The 26,297-nt window shown below is 71.7% G+C and carries 17 protein-coding genes; 7 read left to right on the plus strand and 10 right to left on the minus strand.

The genetic code is table 11. From position 1 onward, the window contains the following. Window positions 1–114 precede the first annotated feature (114 nt). Both WMF39_RS21635 and WMF39_RS21640 read left to right on the plus strand, forming a co-directional pair. Window positions 115–1,701, plus strand: a complete 1,587-nt coding sequence (locus WMF39_RS21635; protein WP_437747358.1) for a protein kinase domain-containing protein — start codon at window positions 115–117, stop codon at window positions 1,699–1,701. A gap of 45 nt (window positions 1,702–1,746) precedes the next feature. Then, window positions 1,747–2,625 carry a class I SAM-dependent methyltransferase gene (locus tag WMF39_RS21640; protein WP_437747359.1) on the plus strand — a complete coding sequence of 293 codons (879 nt, stop codon included), beginning with the start codon at window positions 1,747–1,749 and terminating at the stop codon, window positions 2,623–2,625. A gap of 97 nt (window positions 2,626–2,722) precedes the next feature. Here the strand turns inward: WMF39_RS21640 and WMF39_RS21645 are convergent, their stop codons facing one another. The 4 genes from WMF39_RS21645 to WMF39_RS21660 all read right to left on the minus strand — a co-directional run bounded on the left by WMF39_RS21645 (window position 2,723) and on the right by WMF39_RS21660 (window position 8,532). Then, window positions 2,723–3,889 carry a DUF1566 domain-containing protein gene (locus tag WMF39_RS21645; RefSeq protein ID WP_437747360.1) on the minus strand — a complete coding sequence of 389 codons (1,167 nt, stop codon included), beginning with the start codon at window positions 3,887–3,889 and terminating at the stop codon, window positions 2,723–2,725. Between the two features lie 327 nt (window positions 3,890–4,216). Next, window positions 4,217–5,803 carry a pre-peptidase C-terminal domain-containing protein gene (locus tag WMF39_RS21650; protein WP_437747361.1) on the minus strand — a complete coding sequence of 529 codons (1,587 nt, stop codon included), beginning with the start codon at window positions 5,801–5,803 and terminating at the stop codon, window positions 4,217–4,219. A gap of 490 nt (window positions 5,804–6,293) precedes the next feature. Continuing rightward, window positions 6,294–7,931 carry a hypothetical protein gene (locus tag WMF39_RS21655; RefSeq protein ID WP_437747362.1) on the minus strand — a complete coding sequence of 546 codons (1,638 nt, stop codon included), beginning with the start codon at window positions 7,929–7,931 and terminating at the stop codon, window positions 6,294–6,296. A 301-nt stretch (window positions 7,932–8,232) separates the two neighbouring features. Beyond that, on the minus strand, window positions 8,233–8,532 hold the full coding sequence (locus WMF39_RS21660; RefSeq protein WP_437300928.1) for an FtsB family cell division protein: 300 nt from the start codon (window positions 8,530–8,532) through the stop codon (window positions 8,233–8,235). A 334-nt stretch (window positions 8,533–8,866) separates the two neighbouring features. Between WMF39_RS21660 and WMF39_RS21665 the strand changes: the two genes are divergently transcribed. Then, window positions 8,867–14,164: a protein kinase domain-containing protein gene (locus WMF39_RS21665; RefSeq protein WP_437747363.1), complete on the plus strand. Its 5,298-nt coding sequence runs from the start codon at window positions 8,867–8,869 to the stop codon at window positions 14,162–14,164. On the opposite strand, the gene WMF39_RS21670 is transcribed toward WMF39_RS21665, so the two are convergent. Then, entirely contained in the window at window positions 14,101–15,138 is a 1,038-nt protein-coding gene (locus WMF39_RS21670) for a hypothetical protein (protein ID WP_437747364.1), read from the minus strand. The genes WMF39_RS21665 and WMF39_RS21670 overlap by 64 nt on opposite strands. On the opposite strand from WMF39_RS21670, the gene WMF39_RS21675 reads away from it, so the two are divergent. The 3 genes from WMF39_RS21675 to WMF39_RS21685 all read left to right on the plus strand — a co-directional run bounded on the left by WMF39_RS21675 (window position 15,119) and on the right by WMF39_RS21685 (window position 17,670). Beyond that, a complete protein-coding gene (locus WMF39_RS21675) occupies window positions 15,119–16,312 on the plus strand; it encodes a Fic family protein (protein ID WP_437747365.1) in 1,194 nt (397 codons plus the stop codon). The two genes, WMF39_RS21670 and WMF39_RS21675, sit on opposite strands and share 20 nt — an antisense overlap. 160 nt (window positions 16,313–16,472) lie before the next feature. After that, window positions 16,473–17,234: an endonuclease III gene (gene nth / locus WMF39_RS21680; protein WP_437747366.1), complete on the plus strand. Its 762-nt coding sequence runs from the start codon at window positions 16,473–16,475 to the stop codon at window positions 17,232–17,234. A gap of 154 nt (window positions 17,235–17,388) precedes the next feature. Further along, window positions 17,389–17,670 carry a hypothetical protein gene (locus tag WMF39_RS21685; RefSeq protein WP_437747367.1) on the plus strand — a complete coding sequence of 94 codons (282 nt, stop codon included), beginning with the start codon at window positions 17,389–17,391 and terminating at the stop codon, window positions 17,668–17,670. A gap of 42 nt (window positions 17,671–17,712) precedes the next feature. Here the strand turns inward: WMF39_RS21685 and meaB are convergent, their stop codons facing one another. The 3 genes from meaB to WMF39_RS21700 form a co-directional block, all read right to left on the minus strand. Further along, entirely contained in the window at window positions 17,713–18,789 is a 1,077-nt protein-coding gene (gene meaB, locus WMF39_RS21690) for a methylmalonyl Co-A mutase-associated GTPase MeaB (protein ID WP_437747368.1), read from the minus strand. Between the two features lie 66 nt (window positions 18,790–18,855). Next, window positions 18,856–19,104, minus strand: coding sequence for a hypothetical protein (locus WMF39_RS21695; protein ID WP_437747369.1), 249 nt, complete (start codon window positions 19,102–19,104; stop codon window positions 18,856–18,858). A gap of 62 nt (window positions 19,105–19,166) precedes the next feature. Next, a complete protein-coding gene (locus WMF39_RS21700; protein ID WP_437747370.1) occupies window positions 19,167–19,961 on the minus strand; it encodes an arginyltransferase in 795 nt (264 codons plus the stop codon). A 373-nt stretch (window positions 19,962–20,334) separates the two neighbouring features. Between WMF39_RS21700 and yhbY the strand changes: the two genes are divergently transcribed. Then, a complete protein-coding gene (gene yhbY / locus WMF39_RS21705; RefSeq protein ID WP_437747371.1) occupies window positions 20,335–20,637 on the plus strand; it encodes a ribosome assembly RNA-binding protein YhbY in 303 nt (100 codons plus the stop codon). A gap of 133 nt (window positions 20,638–20,770) precedes the next feature. Here the strand turns inward: yhbY and WMF39_RS21710 are convergent, their stop codons facing one another. Then, entirely contained in the window at window positions 20,771–24,610 is a 3,840-nt protein-coding gene (locus WMF39_RS21710) for an FAD-dependent oxidoreductase (RefSeq protein ID WP_437747372.1), read from the minus strand. A 319-nt stretch (window positions 24,611–24,929) separates the two neighbouring features. Then, window positions 24,930–26,276: an acetyl-CoA carboxylase biotin carboxylase subunit gene (gene accC, locus WMF39_RS21715; RefSeq protein WP_437747373.1), complete on the minus strand. Its 1,347-nt coding sequence runs from the start codon at window positions 26,274–26,276 to the stop codon at window positions 24,930–24,932. Between the last annotated feature and the right edge of the window lie 21 nt (window positions 26,277–26,297).

Here is a 26,297-nt window from a genome sequence, read left to right on the forward strand (position 1 = left end):
ATCGAGCGCTGTCGCCCCTTTACCCCGCCCCTCGGTGCAATCTAGAGTCGGGGCACCGTGGAGAGCGCGCCATCGAGGGGGGTTGTTCTGGGGCGTTACGCCATTGGACCGCGGATGGCGCGCGGCGGGATGGGCGAGGTGTTTCGCGCGGTCGCGCTCGGGCCGGACGGCGAGGAGGTCCCGGTCGCCATCAAGCGAATCGTCCCGATGCACGCCGGCAGCGACGATCTCAGGCAGCTCTTCATCGCCGAGGCGAGCATGATGACCCGCCTCAAGCACCCCAACATCGATGAGGTGCTCGACTTCGGCGTCGACGAAGCGGGCGACTTCTACCTCGTGCTCGAGCTCGTGTCCGGGACGGATCTCGGGCGACTCTGCAAGGGGCTCTGGGCGCGCGGGGAGTCCGTCCCGGTGCCGATCGCGCTCTTCGTCGCCGCCCAGGTGCTCGAGGGGCTGGGCTACGCGCACGAGCGCTCGGCCGCCGAGGGGCGGCTGATGGTGCACCGCGACGTGAGCCCTGGAAACGTGCTCATCTCGCTGAGCGGCGCCGTGAAGATCGCGGACTTCGGCGTGGCGATCGCCACGCGGGGCGACGTGGGGGACGCCGCCAGGCGCGACCTGGTCGGGAAGCCGAGCTACATGCCGCCCGAGCAGTTCGACGGCGAGCGCGTCGACGCGCGCGCCGACGTGTTTGCCCTCGGGGTGGTCCTGTTCCAGATGCTCACCGGGACGCGGCCCTTCCCCGGGAGCAGCGCCGCCTCGCGGATGGCGGCGGCGCGCGAGGGGCAGATGTTGCGGGCGAGCGAGCTGCGCCCCGAGGTGAGCCCCGCGCTGGAGGCGATCCTCTCGCGCGCGCTCGCGCCGCGCCGGGACGACCGCTTCCCCGACGCGCGCGCGATGCTGGAGGCGATCGAGGCGCTGCGCGAGGCAGGCCACGAGATCGGCGCGCCGGAGGACCTCGGGGCGCTCGTGAGCGCGGCGCTGAAGGAGTCGCCGGAGTCGCGTCCGCCGGGCCCCCACACGCCCGAGCTCCCCGAGGACGAAGACGACCTGGAGGGGGGCGAGCTGACGCGCGCCGACGCGGACAGCCCCTTCACCCTGCGCGCGACGCGGCGCCCCGGCCCATCGTCGCAGGTGCTCGGCGGCGAGGCCGAGGCGCTCGATGCGCTCGATGGCATCGACGCGGCGCTCCCGGCGCCGTCGAGCGCCCCGGTGAGCGGCGGGTTCCACGTCGTGGCGCCGGCGTCCGGCGAGGAGAGCTCGCTCGATCCGCTCCAGGCGTCGAGCCCGAGGGGGGCGGTCTCCTTGACGCCGAGGCCGCGCGACGAGGCGCGGCCGCCGTCCTCGGCGCCGGGCGCGGTCCTTCCGCCGGCCGGGGCGACGCGGCAGCGCCTGCTCGCGGGGGCGATCGCCTGCGCCGCGCTGGCGGGGATCGCGGTCGCCAGCGTGCGCGTCGGCCGCGGCGGACCGAGCGCAGCCTCCCCCGCGGCCGTGCAGCGCGCCGTTCGGGCAGTGCAGCCGCAGATCACCGCCGCCGTGCAGGCCGCGCTGTTGCCCCTGCGAAGAGCTCCTTCCCCTGCGAGCCCCGCCGAGGGCGCTGCGCCGGCCGCGGGCTCTACCGCAGGTGCCGCGCCGGCCGCGGGCACCACGGCGGGCGCTGCGCCGGCCGCGGTCACCGCCCCCGCCGCGGACACCCCGTGAGTCGCATCGCTTGCGGCGCTCGGTCCGCTCGGTTAGCAGCGCGGCATGCGACGCCCTCACGTTCTCCTCGCCCTCGCCCTGACCGCGCTCGCCGGCTGTAGCGCCTCGCCGCCCGCAGCTCCGCCGCCTCCGACGGCTGCGCCCCCGGCTCAGCCCGACGCGCCGCCCGCTGCGGCGGCCCCCGCCCCGGGCGACGTGGTCGCCCCGGCGCCGTTATCGGTCGCCTCGGTCGAGGTGCCTGCTGCCCTGCGCGCCGTCGTCGACGCCGCCGATCGCGCGGACGCCGACCGGGCGCTCGACGCCGGCCGTAAGCCTGCGGAGACGCTCACATTCTTCGGCATTCAGCCGGGGATGAAGGTCGCGGAGCTCGCGGCGGGGGGCGGCTACTCGGCCGAGCTCCTGGCGCGGGCGGTCGGGCCGGGAGGGGTGGTCTATGCACAGAACAACCGCTTCGTCCTCGAGCGCTTCGCCGAGAAGCCGTGGAGCGAGCGGCTCAAGAAGCCCGTGATGAAGCCGGTGGTCCGGGTCGATCGCGAGCTCGACGACCCGTTGCCGCCCGAGGCGCGGGATCTCGACGCCGTGTTCCTCGTGCTCTTCTACCACGACACGGTGTGGATGGAGGCGGACCGGGCCGCGATGAACCGCGCGGTCTTCCGCGCGCTCAAGCCCGGCGGCGTGTTCGCGATCGTCGATCATGCCGGGCGCGCCGGGACGGGCGTCACCGAGGTGAAGACGCTCCACCGCATCGAGGAGAAGATCGTGCGCGAGGAGATCGAGCGGGCCGGCTTCCGGCTCGCGGCCGAGGCGACCTTCCTCCGGAGCCCCGCGGACACGCGCGACTGGAACGCCTCGCCGATGGTGGCGGGCGACAAGCGGGGTACGAGCGACCGCTTCGTCCTGAAGTTCGTCAAGCCAGGGGGCTGAGCCGCCGCGGCGGCCTGGGCTCATCGCGGGAAGCGGGTGAGCGGCGGCGGCGCATGCCATCCGCCATCGGAGCCGCCCCTCGGCGCATGGGCGGCGCTCACCCGTCGGAGCGAACGCAGCGCACGAGCCGCCGATCGCGGACCGTGTGGTCCTGCGATGCGCCGTTCGTGAAGTTGACGAGGACGGCCTTCTCCGCGCTGCCGATGGCGGGCGTCGACGACCAGAAGACGTCGGACGGCGTCCCCGGGAAGGCCTCCAGGTCGATCGCCGGCCCGGACCGCCGATCATCGACGATCGAGAGCAGCTCCTTCGCGCTCGGCAGCCGCCAGTCGCCCTTCCCGGCGAGGTCGATGTCTTCGCAGTGCGCGAGCGCGTCGCTCCAGATGAACCGGGTCTGGGAGGCGTGGCGCTGCCAGACGAGCCCCTTCGAGCGATCGAGCACCCAGTCCTCGCCGGGCGAGAGATCGGCCGGCGCGATCCCCTTCACACCTCCGACGCACAGCGCCCGCGCGCCGGCCGTGTCGTCCTTCGCGAAGAAGCCGAGGGACGCATCGCTGGCCAGCACCCCCCAGGCGAACGAGCTGTCTGCGGCGACGTCGGTCGCGGACCAGTAGAAGCTGTCCTGGGTGGACGTGAAGAAGATATCGGGAAACGCCGTGGGATGGCCGAAATCCAGGATGGAGACGAGCTCGATCCGCGTCGGCAGGCGCCAGTCCGAGAGGCCGCCGATCCCCTGGGCGCTGAGCGCCGCGCAGTGCTCCTGCGCGCCGACCAGCGTGAACATCCCGTTCTCCGCCACCTTTTCCCAGGTGAGCCCGGTCACCGAGTCTTCTACCGCGCCGTCGGTTTCTGTGTAGGAGGGGACGGCGATCTCGTAGTTCCCGTCCTGTCCGAAGAAGGGCGCCGAGGGCCCTGGGCACGCCTCCAGCACGGTGGTCCCGTTCGAGCAGCGCGTGGTCGGCGAGTCCGGCCATGTCACCGGCACGGGCGGCGGCCCTCCGCCGCCGGTCCCTCCCCCGCCGCCCCCGCCGCCGATCGGCTCGCTGCCGCCGCCGCCGATCGGCTCGCTGCCGCCACCGCCGATCGGTTCGCCGCCGCCGCTGCTGCCGAGCTGAAAGGGCTCTCCGATGCATCCGGCGAGCGTGACGGACTCCACGAGCAGCGCGGCCAACAGCCAGGTGAAGCGAAGGGCGTGAGGGGTCTCGTTCGGCATGGGCAAGCGGCGGCGCCAGGAGAGGATCCGGGCCAGCAGCCTATCATTCACCGGGGCGCGGGGGTCGACTTCCTCGCAGCGCCTCGCGCCGCAGGCTCGCATCGCTGCCGCCCGCCGCCCGCCGCCCGCTTCAGTTCCCCCCGCGGGCGCGGTTGCCCGCGCGCGGGCAACCGCGCCCGCGCCCGCGTCGGCGGCGTTCGCGCCGCCCGCGCGGGCGGGTCGGCCCATGAGAGGCGAAGCGAGCATGATGGAAGAACGACGCGCGGCGGAGAGTGGGGTTGAGCCCGTGCACCTCGGTGCCTCTCCGCCGCGTCGACTTCTTCTACGCAGGTTGCGTCTGGTGCCCTCTCCGCCTTTGCGGGCCGAGGGTCCGCCGCGTCACGGCGTCGTGTGGTCGACCTTTACCGTGTACGTGCTCTCCGCGTACCCCTGCACGAGGAGGAAGGCCTCCGACTGCCCTTCCGGGACCGTCAGCTCGCACGTCTCGTCCGCGCCGTCGAGGTAAGGCCGGCAGTCGAAAGCGCTCAGGGTGGGCTGCTCCCCGAACCGTACGTAGAGATCGGGATCCCCGGTGCCGCTCATCACGGCCCGGAAGGTCGTGCCCGGGACCACCGAGATCGGCCCGTGGGACGCCGTCTCGCGCCGCGAGACGCTGCCGTCGAAGCTCGTCGACGTCTCGGTGCCGCCGCCTCCGGGCTCACCTCCGGGCTCGCCTCCGGGCGCCTTCGGCGCGGAGTAGCGCACCTCGATGTCGTAGGTCGAGGCCGTGAAGCCGTGCACCTTGACGAAGGCCCTCGTCTGGCCCTCGGGCACATCGAGCGTGCAGGTCTCGTTGGCGTCGCTGAGGTAGGGCCGGCAATCGAACGATCTCGCCGTCGGCGCATCACCGAACTTCACGAAGAGATCGGGGTCTCCGGTCCCGGTCATGACGACGGTGAGGGTCGTCCCGGCCACGACCTCGAACCCCTCGGCGGGCCCGACCGCATCGAAGGCTCCCCGGGCGAGGCGGCCGCTGAAGTTCTCGGTGGTCGGCTCCCCGGCCGGCGGCTCCCCGGTCGGCGGCTCCCCGCCGCCTCCACCGCCTCCGCCGCCTCCGCCGCCTCCGCCATCTCCGCCATCTCCGCTCGGCGTGCCATAGAGCGACTGGACGCCCGCGATGTCCTTCTCCGTGAGGACGAGCGTGCTGTCGCCTGTGCCGTTGCACTGGGGATAGTGCATGACGGACGCGCCGTCGTACTCGGTGAGGGCACGCCAGTTGTCGTCCTCGAAGCAGGTGCCCGACTCAGGACGGGTGTGCTCGTGACGGAAGCCAAGGGTGTGGCCTAGCTCGTGGCGGAGAATGCCCGTGATCGTGGGCCGCGTGCTGTCGAAAGCGGTCCTGTCGATCAGCACGTTCCGCGAGTACCTCGACTGGCCGGGGAAGAAGGCGCGCGCCAGGTACTGGCCGCCGGCGCTGACGGGGTTCACGTCGAACAGGACCTCGCTGGTGCTCGAGGTGCAGCGCGAGTCGGAAGACTCGACATGGATGAAGTCGACGTCCGCGACGTCCTCCCATGCCTTGACGGCATCCGCCATCGCCGTCACGACCTCCTCGTACTTGTCCCCGAATCTCGTGCTCACGCAGTACGAGAGGTTGTGCCGCTGCTCCGCCGTCCAGATGACGTCTTCCCCGCCTTCCTGGTTGACGATCAGCGCACCATCGCGCACATGCGCCTCCCAGAACTCGCGCAGATGCTTGATATCTACGACCGGCGTGTCCCCGTTAACAATGTAGATGCCGGTGTCAGGCTCCCGGAACACCGTCCGCTCGAATCGCTCAAATCCCAGCTGATTCTTGCCGACTTCCTCGATGTCGGCGCCGCCGACGTCTGCCGAACAACCGGCCGCGGCAGCGGTCAAACCAGCGATCACCAGAACGAGCTTACGGGCGATCACATTGCTCTCGTGCGGCTTTGCAGGATGCATTTGGAGCTCCTTTCGGGGGAGGCGAATCACGCTGTCCACGCGAACTCGATGAGACCCAAATGCCTTAACCCGATTTGACCCTCAGTCGGATAGCCAAATCTGACCGCCGTTCATAAAAAGGGTTCAGGATTGTAAAAAATTTCGAAGAGAGCGGACATGGTTCCCATGTCACAGGAAAATTCCTGCAACACGCGAAGCGAACAGATCGGGTCGGACAGACACACTGGAAAACAACACATCTTGAGATCGAGCGACGCGTACTTGCACCAGGACAGGCATCGGGATCCTCCTGCCTCCGTTGCGCCGATGAAAGGCGCGGAACGCACGCATGCAACGCGACGGCTGCAACGCGGCGCGTGCGGGCGCAGCTGCGAGCGCCGCGGCAGCCGCCAGCGCGCGGGCATCTCCGCGGGCGCCGAGCGCGGCGCGATGCTTCAGGGCAGCGTCGGGACGGCGCGCAGCGCCCGTCGCGCGGGACGACGGCGGGCGCTCACCCGCGCGCCGACAGGATCCGGCTGAAGGCCTCGCCGACGGCGCGCGCGAGCTCGACCATCCGGCGCGAGCCGCTCGAGGTGTCGAGGATCCGATCGGCGACCAGGATCATCGCGGGCCGGCCGACGACCTGCACGGCGACGGCGGCGACGTCGAGGCTCGGGTTGACCATGACGTCGAGCAGCGGCGCGTGGGTGGGAGTGCCGGGGATCGGGCCGACGTAGAGGTGGGTCGCCACGGCCGTGGCGAGCACGCTCGGCTGATCCATCGGGAGGGAGAGCTTGCGCAGCGCCTCCTGGTCGCCGAACTCCGCGTTGCACGCGAACCCACGAAAGACCCCGCGGTGCGCGGCGAAGATGGCGACACGCCCGGCGAACAGCCGCAGCCCCCGGAGCGCGAGCCGGATGACGTCGTCGCGCGTGCGCGCGAGGTAAAGCGCGTCGATGACGTCGCTCAGATCGACGAAGGGCTGCGGCGGCGGATCGTCGTCGAGGGGATCGCCGAGCTCCGGCTCGGGCGCGGGGGGCAGCGCCGGGAGCCGCCCGGAGCGCCTGCTCGACGGCGGCGCGGCGCTCTCCGGGCGAGCCCTGCCGCTTCCAGGCGGCGGGGCCTCCGCATCGACGGAGCGGCGGCGCGAGCGCGGCGCGAGGCCGGAGGGCGCGTCGAGCGGCAGCCGGCCGAGGCGCCGCGTCGAGGGGGCCGGCTCCCGCCCGGCGCTGTCCGGCGCGCGGTCGGGGCCAGGCAAGGCCTGGGGCAGGATCGAGGCGAGCAGCTTGAAGGGCGGCGAGATCTCCACGGGCGGAGGCGGCGGAAAGGAGACGGCCGGCGGCTCGACCCCCGCCGCACGCAGGGTCGCCTGACGCCCGGTCGCCCTCCCGCCAGCGCCGCGTTCGGCGTCCGCTGAGCGGCGAGGGCTCGAGGGAGAGCCGCGCGCGCCGGGGGCCGCCTTGGCGTGGCGGAGCGGCAGGATCGCGTCCTCGTGCCCCGCCGGCGTGTCCGCGCGCTGAGCATGACCGTTGTGCGCCGCTCCGCGGTGGCCATGCTTGCCGCTCGGCGCCTCGACCAGGCTCACCTCGTCGAACGAGGGTACCGAGGCGCGACGGATCAGCGGGATGGGCACCTCGGACGACGGCGGCGGCGGGATGGTCGACTGGGGCGCGCCGTGCGGAAACGCCGGGGTCGCGCGCCGCGCGCGGGAGGGGACCTGCTCCCGCTCGTCGAGATCGAGGGCGCGGATGGCCTCCTCGATCGCCGTGATCGGCGCGCGGAAGATGCGCACCGGCGCGCCGAGGTGGAAGCTGAACTCGTCGGCGATGTGGCGATCGAGCGGGTCGGCCGCCGCGACGTCGATGGTGCCGACGCCGGGATCGATGCGGATCGGCACGGCGCCGAGGCGGCGGCACATGGCGCGCGGCAAGCGCGCGACGAGATCGCGGGCGCCGACGACCTGCCGGAGCGCGAGGCCGCCGTGGCGATCGAGCTCCTCCTCCAGGGCGCGCTCGCTGAGGGCGGCGCGGTCGATGAGGGCGCGAGGGAACGGGATGCCCCGCAGGACCGCCACGAAGAGGGCGGCTTCGACCTCAGCCTTGGAGACGGCGCCGGCGGCGATGAGGAGGCGGCCCAGGTCTAGCGACACTGGCTGCACAATACCAGAAAGGACGCTGCCAGCGTGCAGCGCCCCGCATCCGGTCACGACGGATGCTGCTCCTTCTGGACGGGCGGCGAGCGGGCAGCGGGCCCGCTCCCTCGCCGCCCCAGGCGGCGGGGTGGCGCGCGCGGGGCGAGGGAGCGAGCCAGGCGAGCTCATGCGCTCGCGCCGAGCGCTGGCTCACGTCCTGGCGCCGAGCGCGGCGCACGTCCTCACGTCCAGCGCTTCCGCGGCGGAGCCCTGTGGCCGATAGGACAACAGGCCTGGGGAGGGCCGAGACCCGGAGTCCTCAGCGGGAGAACTGAAAGACCACCTCGCTCTGCCGCACGAGACCCAGGTTGTCGCGCGCGATCCTCTCCACGGCGGTCGGGTCGTCGCGCAGGCGCGCCACCTTGCCGCGGAGCGCCTCGATTTGCCGCCCGAGCTCGGCATTCTCCTCCTCGACGTCGGCGAGCTCTCTCTCGAGCTCCCGCAGGCGAGGCAGCCCCTGCGGCGAGAAGATCATGATCGGTGCGCCCACGACGGCGACGATGAGCACCGCGATGGGGAGGGTCCGCTCCAGGAACTGCGCTATTCGACGCACAGACATCCGCTCGCACGTCCTCCGCGTTCCTGTCAACTTTCCTCCAGGGTTCCTGCAACTCCGCGTTATCTTTTACCCGGCTACCTTTTACCCGGCTACCCGGCCTCTCGGCGGGGCAGGCGCGGTGAGCACGACCCCACGCGCCACGTCGATCTACGTCGATTGTGCCCACGTCGAGCGCCGCCGTCGCGCCGCGCGCCGCGGAATCGCCCTGCAAAACAGGCGTTCGTCGGATGTCGCATGGAGCCCCAAGCTTCGCTAGCATGCCCCACGTCCCCCGCCGTCCGGCAGGTCCGCTGCGCGCGCAACGCCGGCACGAGGGCTCGGCCCGAGGAGTCCCATGTCCATTGATATCGTCCGAGGCGAGCTCGAGCGCCTCTTTTCGCTCGATGAAATGATGGCCCTGTCGTCCGACCTCCTCGGCTTCAGCCCGGCCGAGATCGGGGGCAGCGCCTCCAAGGCTTCCTTCGCGCGCGCCCTCACGGATCATTGTGTGGAGCTCGACGCCATCGACGCGTTGATCGATGCCGTCATCGCCTCGCGCGCAGAGGTAGATGCGCGCGTCCGCGCCCTCGGCGCGCATGGGCTCGGCCTGCTCGAGGAGATCGGGCCCGGCGAGGCGTTCGGCGACTACATCATCACGAGAAAAATCGGCGAGGGCCCCCGGGGCCTGGTCTACGCGGCGACCCGGGGGACCGAGCCGCGGACGCTCAAGGTGCTCCGGCGCGAGGCGACCCGGGACAGCCGGGCGGTGCGCAGGTACCTCACCCACGTCCGCCTGGCCGCGCAGGTGCACCACGAGAACCTGGCGAGCGGCGTCGACGCGGGGATCGTGGGCGGCCGGGCGTTCGTGGCGTACACGCACGTCGACGGGCTGCCGCTCTCGGCGCGCCTCGCGCGCTCGGGGCCGCTCCACATCAACGAGGCGAAGCCGCTGCTCCGCGGGATCCTCAGCGGCCTCGCCGCGCTCCACGAGCAGCGCCTGGTCCACGGCGCGCTCAAGCTCGAGAACGTCGTCGTGGCCCGCGGCGAGGACGGGGAGCCGCTCCCGATCCTCGTCGACGTCGGCGGCGATCGGCTCGGCGCCGGGTGGTCCAGCCTGGAGCTCGTCGAGGCGGCCAGCCCCGAGCAGCTGCGCGGCGAGAACGTCGGCCCCGCGAGCGATCTCTACGCCTTCGGCGCGCTGCTCTTCGAGCTCCTCACGGGCAAGCCCGTGTTCTCGGGCGCCGCCGCGGTCGACATCGCCGTCGCCCACCTCATCGAGCCGCCGCCGCCGCCGAGCGCGGTCGCGCCGCGCGGCTGGGTGGGCAAGGACATCGACGAGCTCTCGGGGCGCCTGCTCGCGAAAGCGCAGGACGCCCGGCCGAGGGGGACGCGCGCGGTGCTCGACGCGATCGAGCCGCTCGGCAAGCCGCAGCAGCACGAGGCGACGATCGAGGGCGCGCAGCTGAACGACCTCATCGATCGGCTCGTCGCCAGCCCCACGGACACGGAGCTCGCGCTCGGCGTCGAGGCGGCCGTCGATCGGGGAGCGGACCCGGGGCGCGTGGCCGAGGCGCTCGTGATGGCCTCGGAGCAGATCGACGCGGGCTCGGCGCCCGGCCAGGGCGACGACCAGGCGGTCGCGGCGAAGAAGCTCCTGCACTTCCGGGCGGCCAGGATCTACGAGAAGGGGAGGCTGCACGACAAGGCGGAGGCGGTCTACCTGCGCCTCCTCGAGCTCGCCCCGGGCGACGACATCGCCTTCACCGCGCTCGAGGAGCTCCGCAAGGCGCTGGGCAAGCACGAGGAGCTCGTGGAGATGCTCCTCCAGCGGAGCGAGCGCGCCGAGACCGCCGGCGAGCGCGCCCGGGCGCTCAACGAGATCGGGCACCTCTACGTGCGGGAGCTCGACGACAAGGACCAGGGGGTGTTCGCCTTCGCCCAGGCGCTCGCCCAGGATCCGGAGCAGGACGCGTACGCCGTCGACCTGGAGCGCGCGGCCGGCAGCGACATGAAGGTCTGGTCCGAGGCGCTCCAGATCCTGAGCCAGGCGAGCACCGACGAGGCGATGCCCGCCGAGGCGAAGCTCGCGCTCTTCAACCGGCTCGGGCCCTGGTATGCGGAGAAGGTCGCGCGGGCGGACCTCGGGATCCCGTGCTTCCAGTTCGTGCTCGGGCTCGACCCCGCGAACGAGGAGGCGCTGGAGGGGCTCTCGCAGGTCTACCGCCGCGCCCAGCAGTGGCAGGAGCTCGTCCAGGTGCTGCTCTCGCGGGCCGATCGCGCCGCGACCCCGGGGGAGGCGCGCGACCTCCGCGCCGCGGCGGCCGAGCTCCTCGAGACGAAGCTGAGCGACGCGGGCCGCGCGCGCGATCTCTACGAGCAGATCTTCACCGAGGACCCCGGGCACACGAGGACGTGCGAGGCGCTGCTCAGGATTTACCGGCGCGCCGAGGATCACGCGGGCTACGCCAGGATCCTCGAGCGGCGCGCGGAGGCGCTGCGGGGCGAGGAGCGCGTCGACACGATGTGCAAGCTCGCCGAGCTCTACGAGGACCGGCTCGGCGACCTGGGCGAGGCGACGCGCCGCTACGAGGCGGCGCTCGAGCTCGATCCGGCCAGCCTGACCGCCCTGCGCGGGCTCGATCGCATCCACAGCCGCGCCGGAAGCTACGTGGCGCTCCTCCAGAACCTGGCGCGACAGATCGACGTCAGCGCGACGCCGCGCCAGAAGATCAACCTCTACGAGCGGATCGCCGGCATCCACGACGAGGAGTTCCTCGATCACGCGAAGGCGGCCGAGGCCCTCGAGGCGATCCTCAGGATCGACAGCGCGCACGAGGGCTCGCTCGCCGCGCTCGGGCGGCACTACCGCGCCCTCGAGCGCTGGGAGGACGTGGTGTCGCTCTACGAGCGGCAGCTCGGCATCGTGTCCGACGACAAGCGCCGGGAGGAGCTGCTGCTCGCGATGGGGCGCGTGCTCCTCGATCAGGTCGGCTCGCCCGAGCGCGCCCGCAAGGCTTACGAGCGGGTGCTCGCGATCGATCCCCACCACGCCGGGGCCCTGGAGTCGCTCGCGCACGTGCGGGCCGCGACGGGCGACGCCGCGGCGGCGCTGAGCGCGATCGAGTCGCTCGCGGCGACGGCGAAGACCGCGGAGAGCAGGGCCGATCTCTGGATCCGCGCGGCGAAGCTGCTCGAGGAGAAGGGCGATCGGGACGGGGCGATCGAGCGCTACAAGATGGCCCTCGACGCGCAGCCGCAAAACGCGGGCGCGTCCTTGGCGCTTCGCGCGGCCTACCTCGCCCGGGGCGACGCGACGAGCGCCGTCGAGCTCATCGCGCGCGAGGCCGAGGTCGCGGAGGGCAACCTCGCCAAGGGCCGCCTGTACGGCGAGATGGCGCTGCTCCTCCGGGAGCGCCTCAAGGACGACGAGCGCGCCGCGGAGGCGGCGACGAGGGCGGTCGACCTCGATCCGACGGGCGTGCTCGGGCTCATGATCTCGGGCGATCTCGCGTTCGAGGCGGGCCGCTTCCTCGAGGCGGCGCGGCACTACGAGCTCCTGGCGAGCCGGGTCGACGTCCTGCCGAAGGAGCAGGGGCTCAAGCTCCTGCTTCGCTATGTCGACGCGCTCGGCAAGAGCGGCTCGAGCGGCAAGGCGATCGGCACGGTGAAGGCGCTGCTCGCGCTCGCGCCGGACGATCCGGCGGCGCTCTCGCGGGCCGCCAGGGTCAACCTCGACGCGGGCAGGGCGAAGGAGGCCGCGGAGCTCTACGGCCGCCTCGTGGACCGCTTCGGCGCCGGCCTGCCCGAGCGCGATCGGGCGGAGGCGCTCCTCGGGCTCGGCGAGGCGAGGCTCGCGGCCGGCGACCCGGACGGCGCGGTGGCCGCGCTGAACGGCGCCGCCGATCTCCTCCCGGAGTCCCCTGCCCCGCTCGCCCTGCTCTCCAGGGTCTTCGAAGCCAAGGGGGACTGGGGGGAGGTCGTGCTCGTCAAGCACCGGCGGCTCGACGTGGTGACCGGCGAGGAGCGGAGCGCGCTCCTTCTCGAGATCGGCGACCTGTTCGCGGCGCACCTCCACGACCGGGCGCGGGCGGCGAAGAGCTACGTGGCGGCGCTGGACGAGCGCCCGGACGACCGGAAGATCCTCACCAAGCTGATGCAGCTCTACAGCGAGGAGAAGGACTGGTCGAAGCTCGTCGACATCGTCCTCAAGCTCGCCGCCAAGATCGACGACAGCCGGCAGAAGGCGAAGTACCTGCACACGGCGGCGATCGTGAGCGCGCGGCAGCTCGGCGATCTCGACCGGGCCGCCACGTTCTACGACGAGGTGCTGGCGCTCGACCCGTCACTCACCCGCGCGCTCGCGGAGGCGATCGACCTCCGCGGCGAGAAGGGTGACCACGAGGAGGTGGAGCGCCTGCTCAAGGTCGAGCTCGACCGGGCGACCGATGGGAACGACACGGCGAAGATGCTCGAGACGTTCGACCGGCTGGGCGCCCTCTACAAGGACAAGCTCGGCTGGATGAGCGAGGCGATCGACGCCTACGAGGCGGCGCAGACGCTCGATCCGGACAGCGAGGCGCGGAACGAGCTCCTGGCGAACCTCTACGCGAGCAACCCGGCGGAGTACCTGGACAAGGCGGTGGCCGCGCAGGCCCCGATCCTGCGGCGCAACCCGTACAAGCCGGACGCGTACCGGCTGCTCCGGAAGATGTACACCGAGGCGAAGCGCGCCGACGCGGCCTTCTGCCTGTGCCAGGTGCTCTGCTGCCTCAGCGCCGCCGAGCCGGACGAGGAGCGCTTCTTCCGGCGCCTGCGCCCCGACACGGCCGCGGCGGCGCAGCAGCCGCTCGACGACCACGCGTGGGCGGCCGCGCTCGTCCACCCCGACGCGGATCCGCTCCTGACCGCGGTCTTCGGCGTCATCGAGCCGGCCGTGCTCAGGAAGAACGGGCGGCCGCTGGAGGAGCTCGGTTACCAGCTCGCCTACCAGCTCGATCTATCGCGCCACCCCTACCCGATGTCGCAGACGCTCTACTACGCGGCGGGTGTCCTGGGCCTCGCGCCGCCGCTCACGTTCCAGGATCCGAACGACGGCGGCGGCGTCTCGTTCCTCCACGCGCACGTCCCGGCGATCGTGCTCGGCGCCGCGGCGCTCCAGATGGACCTGCCCACGCAGGCCGCCGCGTTCATCGCGGCCCGCCACCTCACCTACTACCGGCCGGGCATGTACCTCCGGCACCTGGTGCCGACGGGCACCGGCCTGCGCGCCTGGCTGTTCGCGGCGATCAAGCTGATCTCGCCCACGTTCCCGATCACGAAGGAGCTGGAGGGGCCGGTGATGGACGACCTGGCGGTCCTGGAGCCCATCCTCGTCGGGCCGGCGCGCGATCAGCTCGCGAGCGCCGTGACGAAGCTGCTCCAGGCCGGCGCCATCGACCTGAAGCGCTGGGTGTCCGGCGTCGACCTGACGGCCGACCGCGCGGGCTTCCTCCTCGCCAACGACCTCGAGCTGGCGCAGGAGATGATCAAGGCGACCGACGAGGCGAGCGCCGCCCTCCCCCACAAGGAGAGGCTCAAGGAGCTCACGCTCTACGCGGCCAGCGAGGAGTATTTCGCCATCCGGCAACGGCTCGGCATCAACATCGACAGCTGAGGGCCGGCGCCTCGGTCGCGGAGCGCTCGCGCCCGGCCTCGAGCTACGCCTGCCAGGATCGCGGGCGCAATCTGGCAGGGCGGGTCAACTGGATCATCGACGATCCAGCTGCAGGATGTCGCTTCCTGCCCACTTCCGCACCGGACTGGTTGACGGATAAATCCCCAAATTGCTAGGCTGCTGGCCGGCATTAGGCCTTTTCGATCGTATGTTAGCTCGCCGCAGCGTGGCAGCGGGCAGCCTGAGCGATTGTGTGAAAGCACGCCCATGGCGGCAAAGAAGACCCGAAAAACTTCGAAAAAAGACCGGAAGAGAGCGACCAAGGCCAGCGCGGCAAGCTCGAGGCGAGCAGCCTCGACAGCGCGGACGCGGAAGGCAAAGCCTGCCGCCCGCTCAGCCGCGCGCAAGCCGAAGCGGAAGGCCGCGTCCTCTCGTCCTGCTGCGCGACGCACCGCTGCCGTAAAGGCGGCAAAGCGCCGGAAAACCACGACAAAACGGGCGACCGCCCGCAAGTCGGCGGCCCCGGCGCGGCGCAAGGCGGCGCGCGCACCGGCGCGGGCAACCCGTACGGGCGCGAGGAAGAAAGCGGCGGTCGGGAGGGCGAAGAAGGCCACCCGCGCGGCCGCGAAGCGAACGAGCGCTTCCAAGGCAAAGAAGGCCGCGGCCAGGACGAAGGCCAGGTCGACGCGCGCCGCCGCCAAGCTCAGGACCACCAAGGCCAGGGCGAAGGCCAGGGCGACGAAGGTCAAGGCGAGGGCGGCGAAGGCCAAGGCGACGCGGGCGAAGACGGCGAGGGCCAAGGCCACGAAGGCCAGGGTGACCCGCGCCAGGGCCGCAAAGCCGAGGGCCGCGAAGGCCAGGACCGCGAAGACCAGGGCGGTCGCCGGGCGGGCGCGGAAGGCGAAGGCCGCGAAGACGAAGGTCGCGCGGGTCAAGGCCACCAAGCCGAGGCTCGTGCGGGTCAAGGCCGCCAAGCCGAGGCTCGTCAGGAGAAAGATCGCGGCGCGCTCCGAGCGGACGATCGCGGCGCCGGCGGCTGAGCCGACGAAGCTCCGCAAGAAGCTGAAGCTGAGGCTCGACGACCAGCCGAAGCCCAAGGAGAAGCTGAAGCTCAAGGAGAAGCTGAAGCTCAAGGACGTCAGGGAGCAGGCCGCGCCGGGCGAGGCCGAGCGACCGCGCCGGGCGAGCGACAGGCCGTCGCGCACGAGCGACAGGCCGTCGCGCACGAGCGAGAAGCCGGTCGTCGACAAGAAGAGCGCGCGGCCGGGCGTTGCGAAGGGGAAGAGCGCGGGGGCGTCGATCGAGCGCCGTCCGGGTCGCGTCCCGCTCCGGGAGGCGCCGCGGGTGGTCACCCTGCCCCTGCCGATGCTGCCGCCGCCTCGGCGCGCCACCATCGAGGAGCGCAGCGCGATCATCGAGCAGCGGTTGAGCGCGCAGTCGGAGGACTTCCGGCGGCGCTACATCGACAGCCTCGATATGTCGTGGATTTACCACGACAGCGCGCTCGAAGGGGTGGTCTACACGTTCGACGAGCTGCGCGCGGCCCTCGCCGGCCCGGCGCCGCTCGTGACGGACTCCAGCCTTCAGCCGACGTACGATGACATCCGGCGGCACAAGGAGGCCATCGCGTACGTGCGCGAGCAGGGCGAGAACAAGCGGGCCCCGCTCACGCTCGACTGCATGAAGAAGCTGTACCTGATCCTCCATCCGGAGGAGGGGGATCTCAAGACGGTGAAATACCGCAAGGACATCCCCCAGCACCGGCTCTACTTCCACGAGTACGCTCCGCCGGACAAGATCGCCTACAAGGTGCGTCAGATCGTCGACTGGCTGAACGACCCCGAGACGCGGAAGACGCGGAACGGCATCCGGATCGCTGCGCGCGCGCACTACGATCTGCTGCGGGTCTACCCGTTCCCGAACGACAGCGGCAAGGTCGCGAGGCTGTTCATGAACATGCTGCTGCTCCGCACGGGCCTGCCTCCGTCGATCATCCACTCGACCGAGCGGCAGCGCTACTACGAGGCGCTGAAGGGCTCGGCGACGACGGTGCTGCAGATGGTGCAAGAGTCGGTGGAAAACGCGCTCGCGAGCGTCGAGAAGCTCCTCGATGAGCATGAGACGCGGAAGCGCGCCTTCGTCAGCTGAAACGGCAGAGGGCGGTCGCGCGCGAGACCTCGTCCCGACTGGGCGAGGCGCGCGCCGACCGCCCGCGTCCGTCGCTGTCGATCCCGCAGACCAACATCGAGACGAGGGCGTCGCACCACCGGTGAAGCGGCCGGACAAGGCGGCTCGCAAGGGAGCTTCCATGGCGGCGAAGACGCGCGAGCCGAGGCCCAGGAAGGCGGCAGCGGCCGCCGACGCGGCTCGTCCGACGCCGGCACGCGCAGCGCCGAGCACGCCTCCGGCCACCTTCGCGCGGCTGCGCGCGTTGCACCCGGACGCCCACTGCGAGCTGGATCATCGATCCTCGTTCGAGCTCCTCGTCGCGACGGTGCTCAGCGCCCAGACGACGGACGTGCTGGTCAACAAGGTGACACCCCACCTGTTCGGCGCGTATCCCGACGCCCGCGCCCTCGCCAGCGCCGATGCCGCCGAGGTGGGCGCGCTCCTCAAGCGGCTCGGGATGGGCATGTTCAACCAGAAGGGGAAGAACATCGTGGGGCTCGCGCGAGGCCTCATCGAGCGGCACGGCGGCGAGGTGCCGAGGACGCTCGCCGAGCTCGTGAAGCTGCCTGGCGTCGGGCGCAAGACGGCGAATGTGGTGCTCGGCGTCGCCTTCGGAGCGCCGGAGGGCGTCGTGGTCGATACCCACGTGCAGCGCCTGTCGCAGCGGCTCGGGTGGACGACCAGCGACAAGCCAGAGCAGATCGAGCGCGACCTCGTCGCGCTCTTCCCGCGGCGCGACTGGGATATGCTGTCCCACACGCTGATCTTCCACGGCCGCCGGATCTGCTTCGCGAGGAAGCCAGCGTGCGGAGGTTGCGGGGTCAGCGACGCGTGCCCGAGCGCGTTCCGCGCAGAGAACGTGGGGCGCAAGCCGCCGCGGCGCCGCGGCGCCGCGCCATGAGCGCAAGCCGCGCTGCGCAAAGTGGGTGTCGAGCGCAGCGGCGGGAGGTGGGAAGCAGGCGAACGCGGCTCATCGTCGCTCGGCGCCCAGCGAGCTGTTTATCGCGCTGGAGCCGAGGACGCGGGATAACCTTGGGCCAATGAAGGCTTCGCACATGATCCTCACCCTTGCCTGCCTCTTCACCGCTGCGTGCAGCCCTCTGGAGGACGATCTCTGCGACTACAAGTGCGACTGCGAGGGGTGCAGCGACCGCGAGTACGGCGACTGCCTCGATCGCTACGATGACAGGTACGTAGACGCCGACCGCCGCGGCTGCGTCGACCAGTACGACGCTCTCCTGGAGTGCGAGGACGACACCGGGATTTGCAACCGCGACGATAAGTGGAGTACGTCCTGTAAATACGAGAAAGACGCGCTGGATCGCTGCATCGACTAGCGCTGCCGCGCGGTCGACCTGAGCCGGCCGCCCGGCCTCCGCTCAAGTCCCGCCGCCGGGCGCGACGGCGGCGCCAGCCGTGACGGCGCCTGCGCTGCGGAAGACCGCGACGAGCCGCTCCGACGCCGTGTAGGGGTCGACCTCGCGCCGCGCGACGGCATGCACCGCGGCCTCGAGCGCGGGACCGAGCGCAGCGACGGCGGCGTCGGTGAGCGCGTCGCGGAGCTGCACGTGCATCGCCTCGCGCAGGCGCTCCTCTCGGCGCGCAGCGCCGGCCTCGGTCCCGAACAGCCACACCCGGTGCCCCTCCAGCTTGTCCACGAGCGCCGCCACGCCCTCGTTACGTGTGGCCACGGTCCGCGCGATCACGGGCTCCCACGGACCTTCGACGGGCTCGCCACCTGGAGAGGGCGCCCTCTGCGCGCGGGCGTGGAGCGCCGCGGCGCTGTGCCCGCGCGCCCGTCCAGAGGCCGCAGCCACCTCGCCGCCGAGCGCGATCATGAGCTCCAGATCGCGCACCGCCACGTCGGCCCCGTCCCGGTCGGCCTTGTTCACGGCGAAGACGTCGGCGCACTCCAGGATGCCCGCCTTGATCGCCTGCACCTCGTCGCCCATCCCCGGCGCGGCGACGACCAGGGTGGTGTGCGCCATCCGGGTGATCTCGAGCTCGTCCTGCCCGACGCCGACGGTCTCGACCACCACGACGTCCGCGCCCCAGGCGTCGAGCACCCGCACGACGTCCACCACCGAGCGCGACAGCCCGCCGAGCGCGCCCCGGGTCGCCAGCGACCGGATGAACACGTCGGGATCGCCGAAATGGGCCTGCATGCGGATGCGGTCGCCGAGGATCGCGCCGCCGGTGAACGGGCTCGTGGGATCGACCGCCACCACGGCGACCCGGCGACCCTGCCCCCGGAACACGCTGATCAGCCGATCGGTGAGCGTGCTCTTGCCTGCCCCCGGGTTCCCCGTCACGCCGAGGACCCAGGCGCGGCCGGTATGGGGGAAGAGATCCTTCAGGATCGCGGCATAATCGCCGACGCGGTCGTCGACGAGCCGGCAGGCCCGCGCCGTCGCGCGCATGTCGCGGGCGAGGACCTTGTCTGCGAGCGGATGCACGCGAGCGGCTTAGGCCCGGCGATGCCGGAACACAACCGGCCCGCGGGCAATGCGGCGCCGGCCTGCCTACCCCGCCCCGCCGCCCGCCGTGCCGCCACCGCCGGCCGTACCGTCGCCGCCGGCCGTGCCATCGCCGCCGGCCGCGCCGCCGCCGGCCTCACCGCCGCCTGCTCCGCCCTCCCCGCCTGCCGACGAGCCGGCGCCCCCGGCGCCCCCGGCGGCGGTGTCGAAGATCGGCCTCGTGTCGCCGCACGCGACGACGAGCAGAGCCCAGAGCACAGCGCACGAGGTGAAAGCGAGAGCGCGATTCCACATGGGTACGTCCTTGCCACGAGACGCCGAGCGGCGCGCTCGCGAAATCCAGCGGCGTGCTCCTGTCATGGCGCCGCAGGCGGCTGCCGCTCGAAGCGCCGCCAGCGGCCATCGATGAGCCGCTCGTGCGGCAGGTACTGGGCCTTGTAGACGAGCCGCGAGCAGCGCTCGACGTAAAGGCCGAGGTACAGGTACCGGAGGCCCCAGGAACGGCACAGCTCGAGCTGCTTCAGGATCGAGAAGACACCGGGGCTCAGCGGCTCCAGCTCGGGCTCATAGAAGGAGTAGACCGCGGACAGCGAATCCTGCCCCCGATCCACGACGGCGACCCCGACGAGACGGCCGCCGACCCGATAGCGCATCTCGAACGTCTCGCAGCAGCTGTCCACGAGGAACGCCTCGTACCCCTCGGCGCCGAGCGGACCGTCATCGCGCATCAACCCCCGGCCGTGCTTGTGCCGGTTGTACAGGATGATCTTCTCTCGGGTGGTCACGGGCGGGCCGATCTCGACGTCCACCACCCGCTCGCCGCGGCGGAGCACCCGGCGTTGCGTGCGGCCGGGGACGAAGTCACGAACGACGATCCGGATCGGCTCGCACGCGCGGCAGGAGGGGCACTGGGTGCGGTAGAGCAGCTTGCCATGGCGGCGGTTGCCCCCGACGAGCCGCTTGTCGAACTCCGCACGCGTGAGCGGACGGATGGGCACGCGCAGCGGCATCCGCGCCTCGGCTTCAGGCAGGTACGGACAGGGGCTCACCTCGTCATGGACCGTGAGCTCGATCGGGTCCGCTCCCTCATCCAGCCGAGGGAGCTCGGCGTCCTGCCCCGCTACCGCATCTCGCTCGCTCGATGAGCCCATGTCGGTGTCGATCCGAGCGCTCGAGCCCCCCGTCGAGCTGCCGGCCGCTAGATCAAGGGGATGCCTGTTGCACGGCCACGTCAAGCAAAACCCAGAGCGCCCGGGCCCCTGGTGAGCTCCGCCCGCTTGCGCCGCGCTGGCCATCATCTCACATTTACCCATGAAAACACACGTTCACCCCTCACATGCCACATGCTCCGGTTTGCCGGCGCTGGAGCTTGAGCGATTCACGCGTTGTGCGAAGAGATCGAGCGGCGCGCCCTTTTCGCTTGGCCCGGAGGCCAGTATGACCGCGCGCGCGACCGCGACAGGGACGTCCCCTCGACCATCGAGCGCCTGAATCGCGCGACCGCCTCAAGAAAGGCCGAACGCTTTGGATCTGACAGGAAAGCAGCGCCGCCACCTCCGCGCGCTGGGGCATCACCTCGACCCGGTCGTGCAGCTCGGCAAGGCCGGCCTGACCGACGGCGTCGTCGCGGCCGTCGACGTCGCCCTGGAGCGGCACGAGCTCGTGAAGGTACGCCTGGGCACCGAGTGCCCGGACGAGCTGGACGACGTCGCCGACACCCTCTCCGAGCGGCTCCGAGCCGCCGTCGCGCAGACGCTGGGGCGGACGATCCTGCTGTACCGGCGCCACCCCAAGGAGCCGAAGATCAAGCTGCCCGCGGGCAGCTGATCGCGAACGCGCGCGCGGCCGCGCATCCCACCATGCGCGGCCTCGGGCGCCTCGATCCGACGAGGCGCTGCCGAGGCCGCCTTCGCACGTTTCGCGGCGGTGAGGCCTCGGATCGCCGAGGCCCGAGCCAGCGTCACACGTGCCGGAGCGTGGGGCGCTCGGCCAGCAGGTGATCGAGCCAGGCGTTCGACAGCTTCTCCTGCACCGTGTTGGCCCGGAGCCTCGCGGCGAGGTTCTTGAAGTCGACGTGATCGATGAGCTGGTCCTGGTTGAAGCACGAGAAGACCAGCGTCTCCTTGCCCGTCTCCGGGTCCACGTGCCGCTGGAGGCACTGCGCGCAGACCTCCTTCATCATGCACTGCATCGGCGAGTTGATGCTCGCGATGCCCACGTGCTTCGGATCCAGGTGCGGCGCCAGCACGCCGTGCCGCGCCTCGCGCACGGCGTTCATCATCTTGTCCGAGCCGATCGCGATGATGCGACGGACCTCCGAGAGGGCCGCCAGCTCGCCGCCGAGCTGGCGCTCGGCGTAGGCCCTCATCGCCTGGACGATGTTGCCGCGGAAGTGGTGGTCGGTCGCGCGCCGCGGGGGGATCTCGGCGCCGCCGTCGGTGCACCAGACGACCTGGTCGGTCGCGACCTCGATCTCGTCCTGCTTGAAGAGATCCTCGCCTCGCCGGTAGCCGGCGAAGTAGATCACGCGGTCGCCGCGCGCCTTCAGGGCCTTCGCGATCGAGAACAGGACGGCGTTGCCGAGCCCGCCGCCGGCGAGCAGCACGGTCTCCCCCTCGGGGATGTCCGTGGGCGTCCCGGTCGGCCCCATCACGACGACCTCCTCGCCCGGGCGCAGCGCGGCGAGCAGGCGGGAGGACGCGCCCATCTCGAGCGCGATGAGCGACAGCAGCCCCTTCTCCTTGTCGACCCACGCGCCCGTGAGCGCGAGGCCCTCCATCGCGAGCCGCGTGCCGCGGATCACGGGCGAGCGCACCTCGTAGTTCTGCAGGCGGTAGAACTGCCCGGGCTCGAACTTCCGCGCCGCCGCGGGCGCGCGCACGACCACCTCGACGATCGTCGGCGTGAGCCGCTGGACCCGCTCGACGACCGCGCAGAGGTCGTGATCGAGGCGGGCGAAGAGGTCGCGCCGACGCGCGTCGCGCGCGGCCTGCGGCTCCTCCCCGAGCCGGGCGATGTCGTGGCGGAACAGCGCGACGACGGACGGGTACGCGTCCTTGGCGCTCGCCATCGCCTTCACGACGCTCCCCGCGTAGTGGGGGTGGTTGTCGCCGTAGAAGCTCACCGCGTGCTCGCCGTCGTTGTAGCTCGTGAAGAAGCCCTCCCTCGCCTTGGCCGGCTCCACCTGGAGCGCTCCGCCCTCATCGACGTACGCGCGGTGCGGCTGGAAGAACTGCCGCCACTTGTCGAACACGAACGAGCCCGGGCGCTCCTTCTCGTACGTGACGTTGGGGCTCGTCCCGGCCGCGACGCACACGGTGCGGGCGGGGATCGAGACCGCCTGCCCCGCGCTCCGCCACTTGCCGTCCACGATCTCCTGCCGATCGAAGACGAGCGAGGAGACGCACCCGCGCTCGTCGAGCACCGCCTCGACCGGGGCGAGGTTCTCGACGTAGCGGATCCCTTCCTCGAGCGACTTGGCGACCTCCTCGTGGTTCAGCCGGTACGCCGGCGAGTCGATGAGCCGCTTCCGGTAGACCAGCGAGACGCCTCCCCACGCGTCGATCAGGCCCTGGAAGCGCGGCGGGCGCCCCTCGCGCGCGGCGCGCGCGCGCTCGTCGCGGATCTCCTCCGCGTGGCGCCGCTGCTCGACAACGAACTCCCGCTCCTCCTCGTCGAACATCGCGAGGACGGCGGCCTCTCCGCGCTCCGCGACCAGCGCGTCGAGCCGGTCGGCCGTCTTCTCGGCCTGCACGACGTAGTACGCGGCGAGCTCCGTCGCGGTGTCGATCGCCGTCAGGCCGCCGCCGATCACCACCGCCGGCAGGCGCACCTGGAGGTTCGCGAGCGCCGAGCGCTTGTAGGCCCCGGCCAGCTGCAGCGCCATCAGGAAGTCCGACGCCTTGCGGATGCCGCGCGCGAGGTTGTTCTTGAGCGGGATGATCGTCGGGCGCCCCGCGCCCGCCGCGATCGCGACGTGGTGGAACCCGAGCCGGAAGGCGTCGTCGAGATCGATCGTCCCGCCGAACCGCACGCCGCCGTAGATCCGGAGCAGCCGCTGCCGGGCCAGCGTGACGTACAGGACGGTGAGGAAGTTCTTGTCCCATCGCACCGTGATCCCGTACTCGCTCACCCCGCCGAAGCCGAGGAGGACGCGCTCGTCGAGCTCTGTGTAGAGCCGCTTGAAATCCTTGACCGGGCGCGGCGGGCGCGACTCGTCGCCCGTGAGCTCGACCGGCAGCGGCTCGATCTTCAGCCCGTCGATCGCCACGCACGCGAAGCCCTGCCGCGTGAGGTGGTGCGACAGCGTGTAGCCGGCCGGGCCGAGGCCGACGACGAGCACGTTCTTGCCGTTGTACGGGAGCGCGTGCGGCCGCAGCGCGTCGAGCGGGTTCCAGCGCGTGAGGAACCCGTAGATCTCGAGGCCCCACGGGAGCGACAGCACGTCCGTGAGCGCCGCGGTCTCGATCTGCGGGATGTCCACCGGCTCCTGCTTCTGGAAGACGCACGCCTTCATGCAGTCGTTGCAGATGCGGTGACCGGTGCCGGGGCACATCGGGTTGTCGACGCAGACGAGCGCGAGCGCGGCGATCGACTCGCCCCGCCCCCGCATGGTGTGCATCTCGCTGATCTTCTCGTCGAGCGGGCAGCCGTTCAGCTCGACGCCGAGCGGGTTCGCCTTGATCACCCCGGTCTTGTTGTCGCGCAGGCCCTTCGAGCACGAGTCCTTGTCGCGATCGTGGCAGAAGAGGCAGTAGTCGACCTGGCTCTCGACCTCGCGGGGCGGCGCGCGGCGGTCCGTCAGCGCGAAGCCGTCGCGATCCCTCCGCTCGTGCTCGGGGCCGACGAGGAGCTCGGCGGAGCCCGGGCTGCCGTTCGCGCCCTTCCTCTGCAGCTGGACGAGCTCCTGGTAGTCGAGCGTGCGCGGCGCCTTCAGCGTCGGCCACCGCCGCGCCGGATCGTGCTCGTCCGCGCGGCGCGCCGCGAGCCACGCCTCGACGGCGTCGAGCGCGAGCGCCACGACCGCCCCGTCCTCGGCCTCCGTCGGCTCCGCGCCAGCGACCGCCGCCGCCGGCGCCACACCCTCGGCGAGCGCCGGGTCCTCCCGCAGCGCCACGCGCACCTTCGCCGCCCGCTCGCGGAGCTCGTCCGTCCACTTCGCGCCGCCGGCCTTCGCTGCCTTGCGCGCGATCTCGTCGACCTCGATCAGGGCGAGCGTCGCGCGCGCGATCGCGAGCTCCTCCGCGGCGGAGCCGCCGTCGAGCGCGCTCGCAGGCGCGCCCATGGCCGCGAGCGACCGCCGCGCCGCGTGCGCCGCCTCGACGTGCGTGCCCCGCCACGCCTTCCCGGGGTTCGGCTTGAACAGGCGCTTCTTCGAGAACTCGCGCTTGAAGTCCCAGAGCGCGCTCCGCTCGAGGGTCGCGTCGATCTGCGCCTGCGTTTCCCGCTCGACCCGGAAGAGCATCGCCACGAAGCGGCCGACGTGGGGCGCGGCCGCGAGGAGCGCCTCGGAGACCTGCTCCGGCGTGAGCGCGGGCCGGCCCGCGCCGCCGCCCTCGGCGCCGGAGGCCTCCGCCTGCGCCGCGCGCAGCGAGGCCCGGTACGCGTCGAAGCGCGCGTAGGCGCCCTCGTCCGCTGCGTGAAAATACTCCTCGAAGCGCTCCGTCAGCTCGGCGAGCTTCGCGGGGTCGAAGAGATCGGCGTAGCCGAAACCAGGGAGCCCGAGCTCGAGCTCGGAGGCATCGGAGGTCGCCTGCACCCACGAAGAGAAGTCAGCCTGCACTCCAGCGTTCGCTTCCATACCCGCGGCAAATGCTTTCTATTTCAAGGGGGTCGCTCGCCCGACGATGGCCTGCCCACGCGGCCGTGAGAGCGACGTAAAGTAGCACCAGGCCGCACCTTCGACCTGTCGCTCGGGCAACAATCATCGCAATCGGATTGCGTTTGCCAGCGCGGCGAACGCGCAACGGCTGCGTGCTCCACGGCGATCTCCATCGAGCACCGCTCGCTTCCACGAGCAGCCGCCGCGGAGTCACCCCGCAGCGGCCATCCGCACGACGCCGGCCCGCTCGGGCTCCCCGAGACGCTGGCCTCGACGGAGCAGCCGGCAGCGCATCGCGTCAGAACCCCTGCGAGACGACGCGCTCGATCGTGTGCGTCGAGATGTTGCCCGCGACGACCTCCGGATCTCGCAGCAGCGCCTGGTGCAGCGGGATGTTCGTGCGGATGCCGCCGATGATGAACTCGTCGAGCGCGCACCGGAGCCTGGCGATCGCCTCGGCCCGGTTCGCGCCGTGCGCGATCACCTTGGCCACCAGTGAATCGTAGGAGCTGGGAACGCGAAAACCGCCGTACACGCCGGAATCGACGCGGATCCCGACGCCGCCGGGCGAGTGGTACTCGGTGATGAGGCCCGGCCACGGCACGAACGAGCGCGCATCCTCGGCGTTGATCCGGCACTCGATGGCATGGCCCCGGAAGCTCCAGGGCCGCGTGTCGGGCAGCGAGAGGCGCTCGCCTGCAGCGGCGAGGATCTGCTGCGCGACCAGATCGACGCCGGTCACCATCTCGGTGACGGGGTGCTCGACCTGGACCCGGGTGTTCATCTCCATGAAGAAGAGCTCGCCTCGCTCATCCATCAGGAACTCGAGCGTGCCCAGGCCGGTGTAGCCGGTCTCGAGGATCGCACCCCGGAGGATGTCGCCCATCCGGGAGCGCTTCTCGTTGTCCATCGCCGGGCTGGGCGACTCCTCCATCACCTTCTGGTGCCGGCGCTGGAGCGAGCACTCGCGCTCGCCGAGCGTCCACACGCCTCCGTGCTGATCCGCGAGCACCTGGAACTCGATGTGGCGCGGCGCCTCGACGTAGCGCTCGAGGTAGACGTCCGGGTTCTTGAAGCCGCTCAGGGCCTCCTGCGTCGCGATCTCGAACGAGCGCTGCACCTCGCTGGCCTCGCGGACGATGCGCATGCCCCTGCCCCCGCCGCCGCCGGAGGCCTTCAGGATCACCGGATAGCCGACGCGCTCGGCCTGCTCGGCCGCGTCCGCCGCGCTCTTGAGCACGCCCGTGCCGCTGAGCATGGGGATGCCGAAGCGCTTGGCGACCTCGCGCGCGGACACCTTGTCGCCCCAGGTCCGCATCGCCTCCGCGGTCGGCCCGATGAAGGTGAGGCGGCACTTCTTGCAAAGCTCGGCGAACTTCGCGTTCTCCGAGAGGAACCCGTAGCCTGGATGGATCGCGTCGGCGCCCGTGACCTCCGCCGCCGCGATGATCTGCGGGATGTTGAGGTAGCTCTTCGACGCCTCGGCCGGACCGACACACACGGCCTCGTCCGCGAACCGGACGTGCAGCGCCGCGGCGTCCGCCTCGGAGTGGATGGCTACCGTGCGGATGCCGAGCAGGCGGCAGGCGCGGATGACACGCATCGCGATCTCGCCGCGATTGGCGATCAGGATCTTCTGGAACACGGCACCCTCGCCCGGGCAGCG

The organism is Sorangium sp. So ce1504, assembly GCF_051521635.1.
Classification (GTDB): Bacteria; Myxococcota_A; Polyangia; order Polyangiales; family Polyangiaceae; genus Sorangium; species Sorangium cellulosum_B.

What these genes read in the sequence shown, in the direction of transcription:
- WMF39_RS21710 (WP_437747372.1), bottom strand. Translation starts at nt 24,610, where the DNA reads ATGGAAGCGAACGCTGGAGTGCAGGCTGACTTCTCTTCGTGGGTGCAG.
- nth (WP_437747366.1), top strand. Translation starts at nt 16,473, where the DNA reads ATGGCGGCGAAGACGCGCGAGCCGAGGCCCAGGAAGGCGGCAGCGGCC.
- WMF39_RS21650 (WP_437747361.1), bottom strand. Translation starts at nt 5,803, where the DNA reads ATGCATCCTGCAAAGCCGCACGAGAGCAATGTGATCGCCCGTAAGCTC.
- WMF39_RS21695 (WP_437747369.1), bottom strand. Translation starts at nt 19,104, where the DNA reads ATGTGGAATCGCGCTCTCGCTTTCACCTCGTGCGCTGTGCTCTGGGCT.
- WMF39_RS21685 (WP_437747367.1), top strand. Translation starts at nt 17,389, where the DNA reads ATGATCCTCACCCTTGCCTGCCTCTTCACCGCTGCGTGCAGCCCTCTG.
- WMF39_RS21635 (WP_437747358.1), top strand. Translation starts at nt 115, where the DNA reads ATGGCGCGCGGCGGGATGGGCGAGGTGTTTCGCGCGGTCGCGCTCGGG.
- WMF39_RS21660 (WP_437300928.1), bottom strand. Translation starts at nt 8,532, where the DNA reads ATGTCTGTGCGTCGAATAGCGCAGTTCCTGGAGCGGACCCTCCCCATC.
- WMF39_RS21665 (WP_437747363.1), top strand. Translation starts at nt 8,867, where the DNA reads ATGTCCATTGATATCGTCCGAGGCGAGCTCGAGCGCCTCTTTTCGCTC.
- WMF39_RS21700 (WP_437747370.1), bottom strand. Translation starts at nt 19,961, where the DNA reads ATGGGCTCATCGAGCGAGCGAGATGCGGTAGCGGGGCAGGACGCCGAG.
- WMF39_RS21640 (WP_437747359.1), top strand. Translation starts at nt 1,747, where the DNA reads ATGCGACGCCCTCACGTTCTCCTCGCCCTCGCCCTGACCGCGCTCGCC.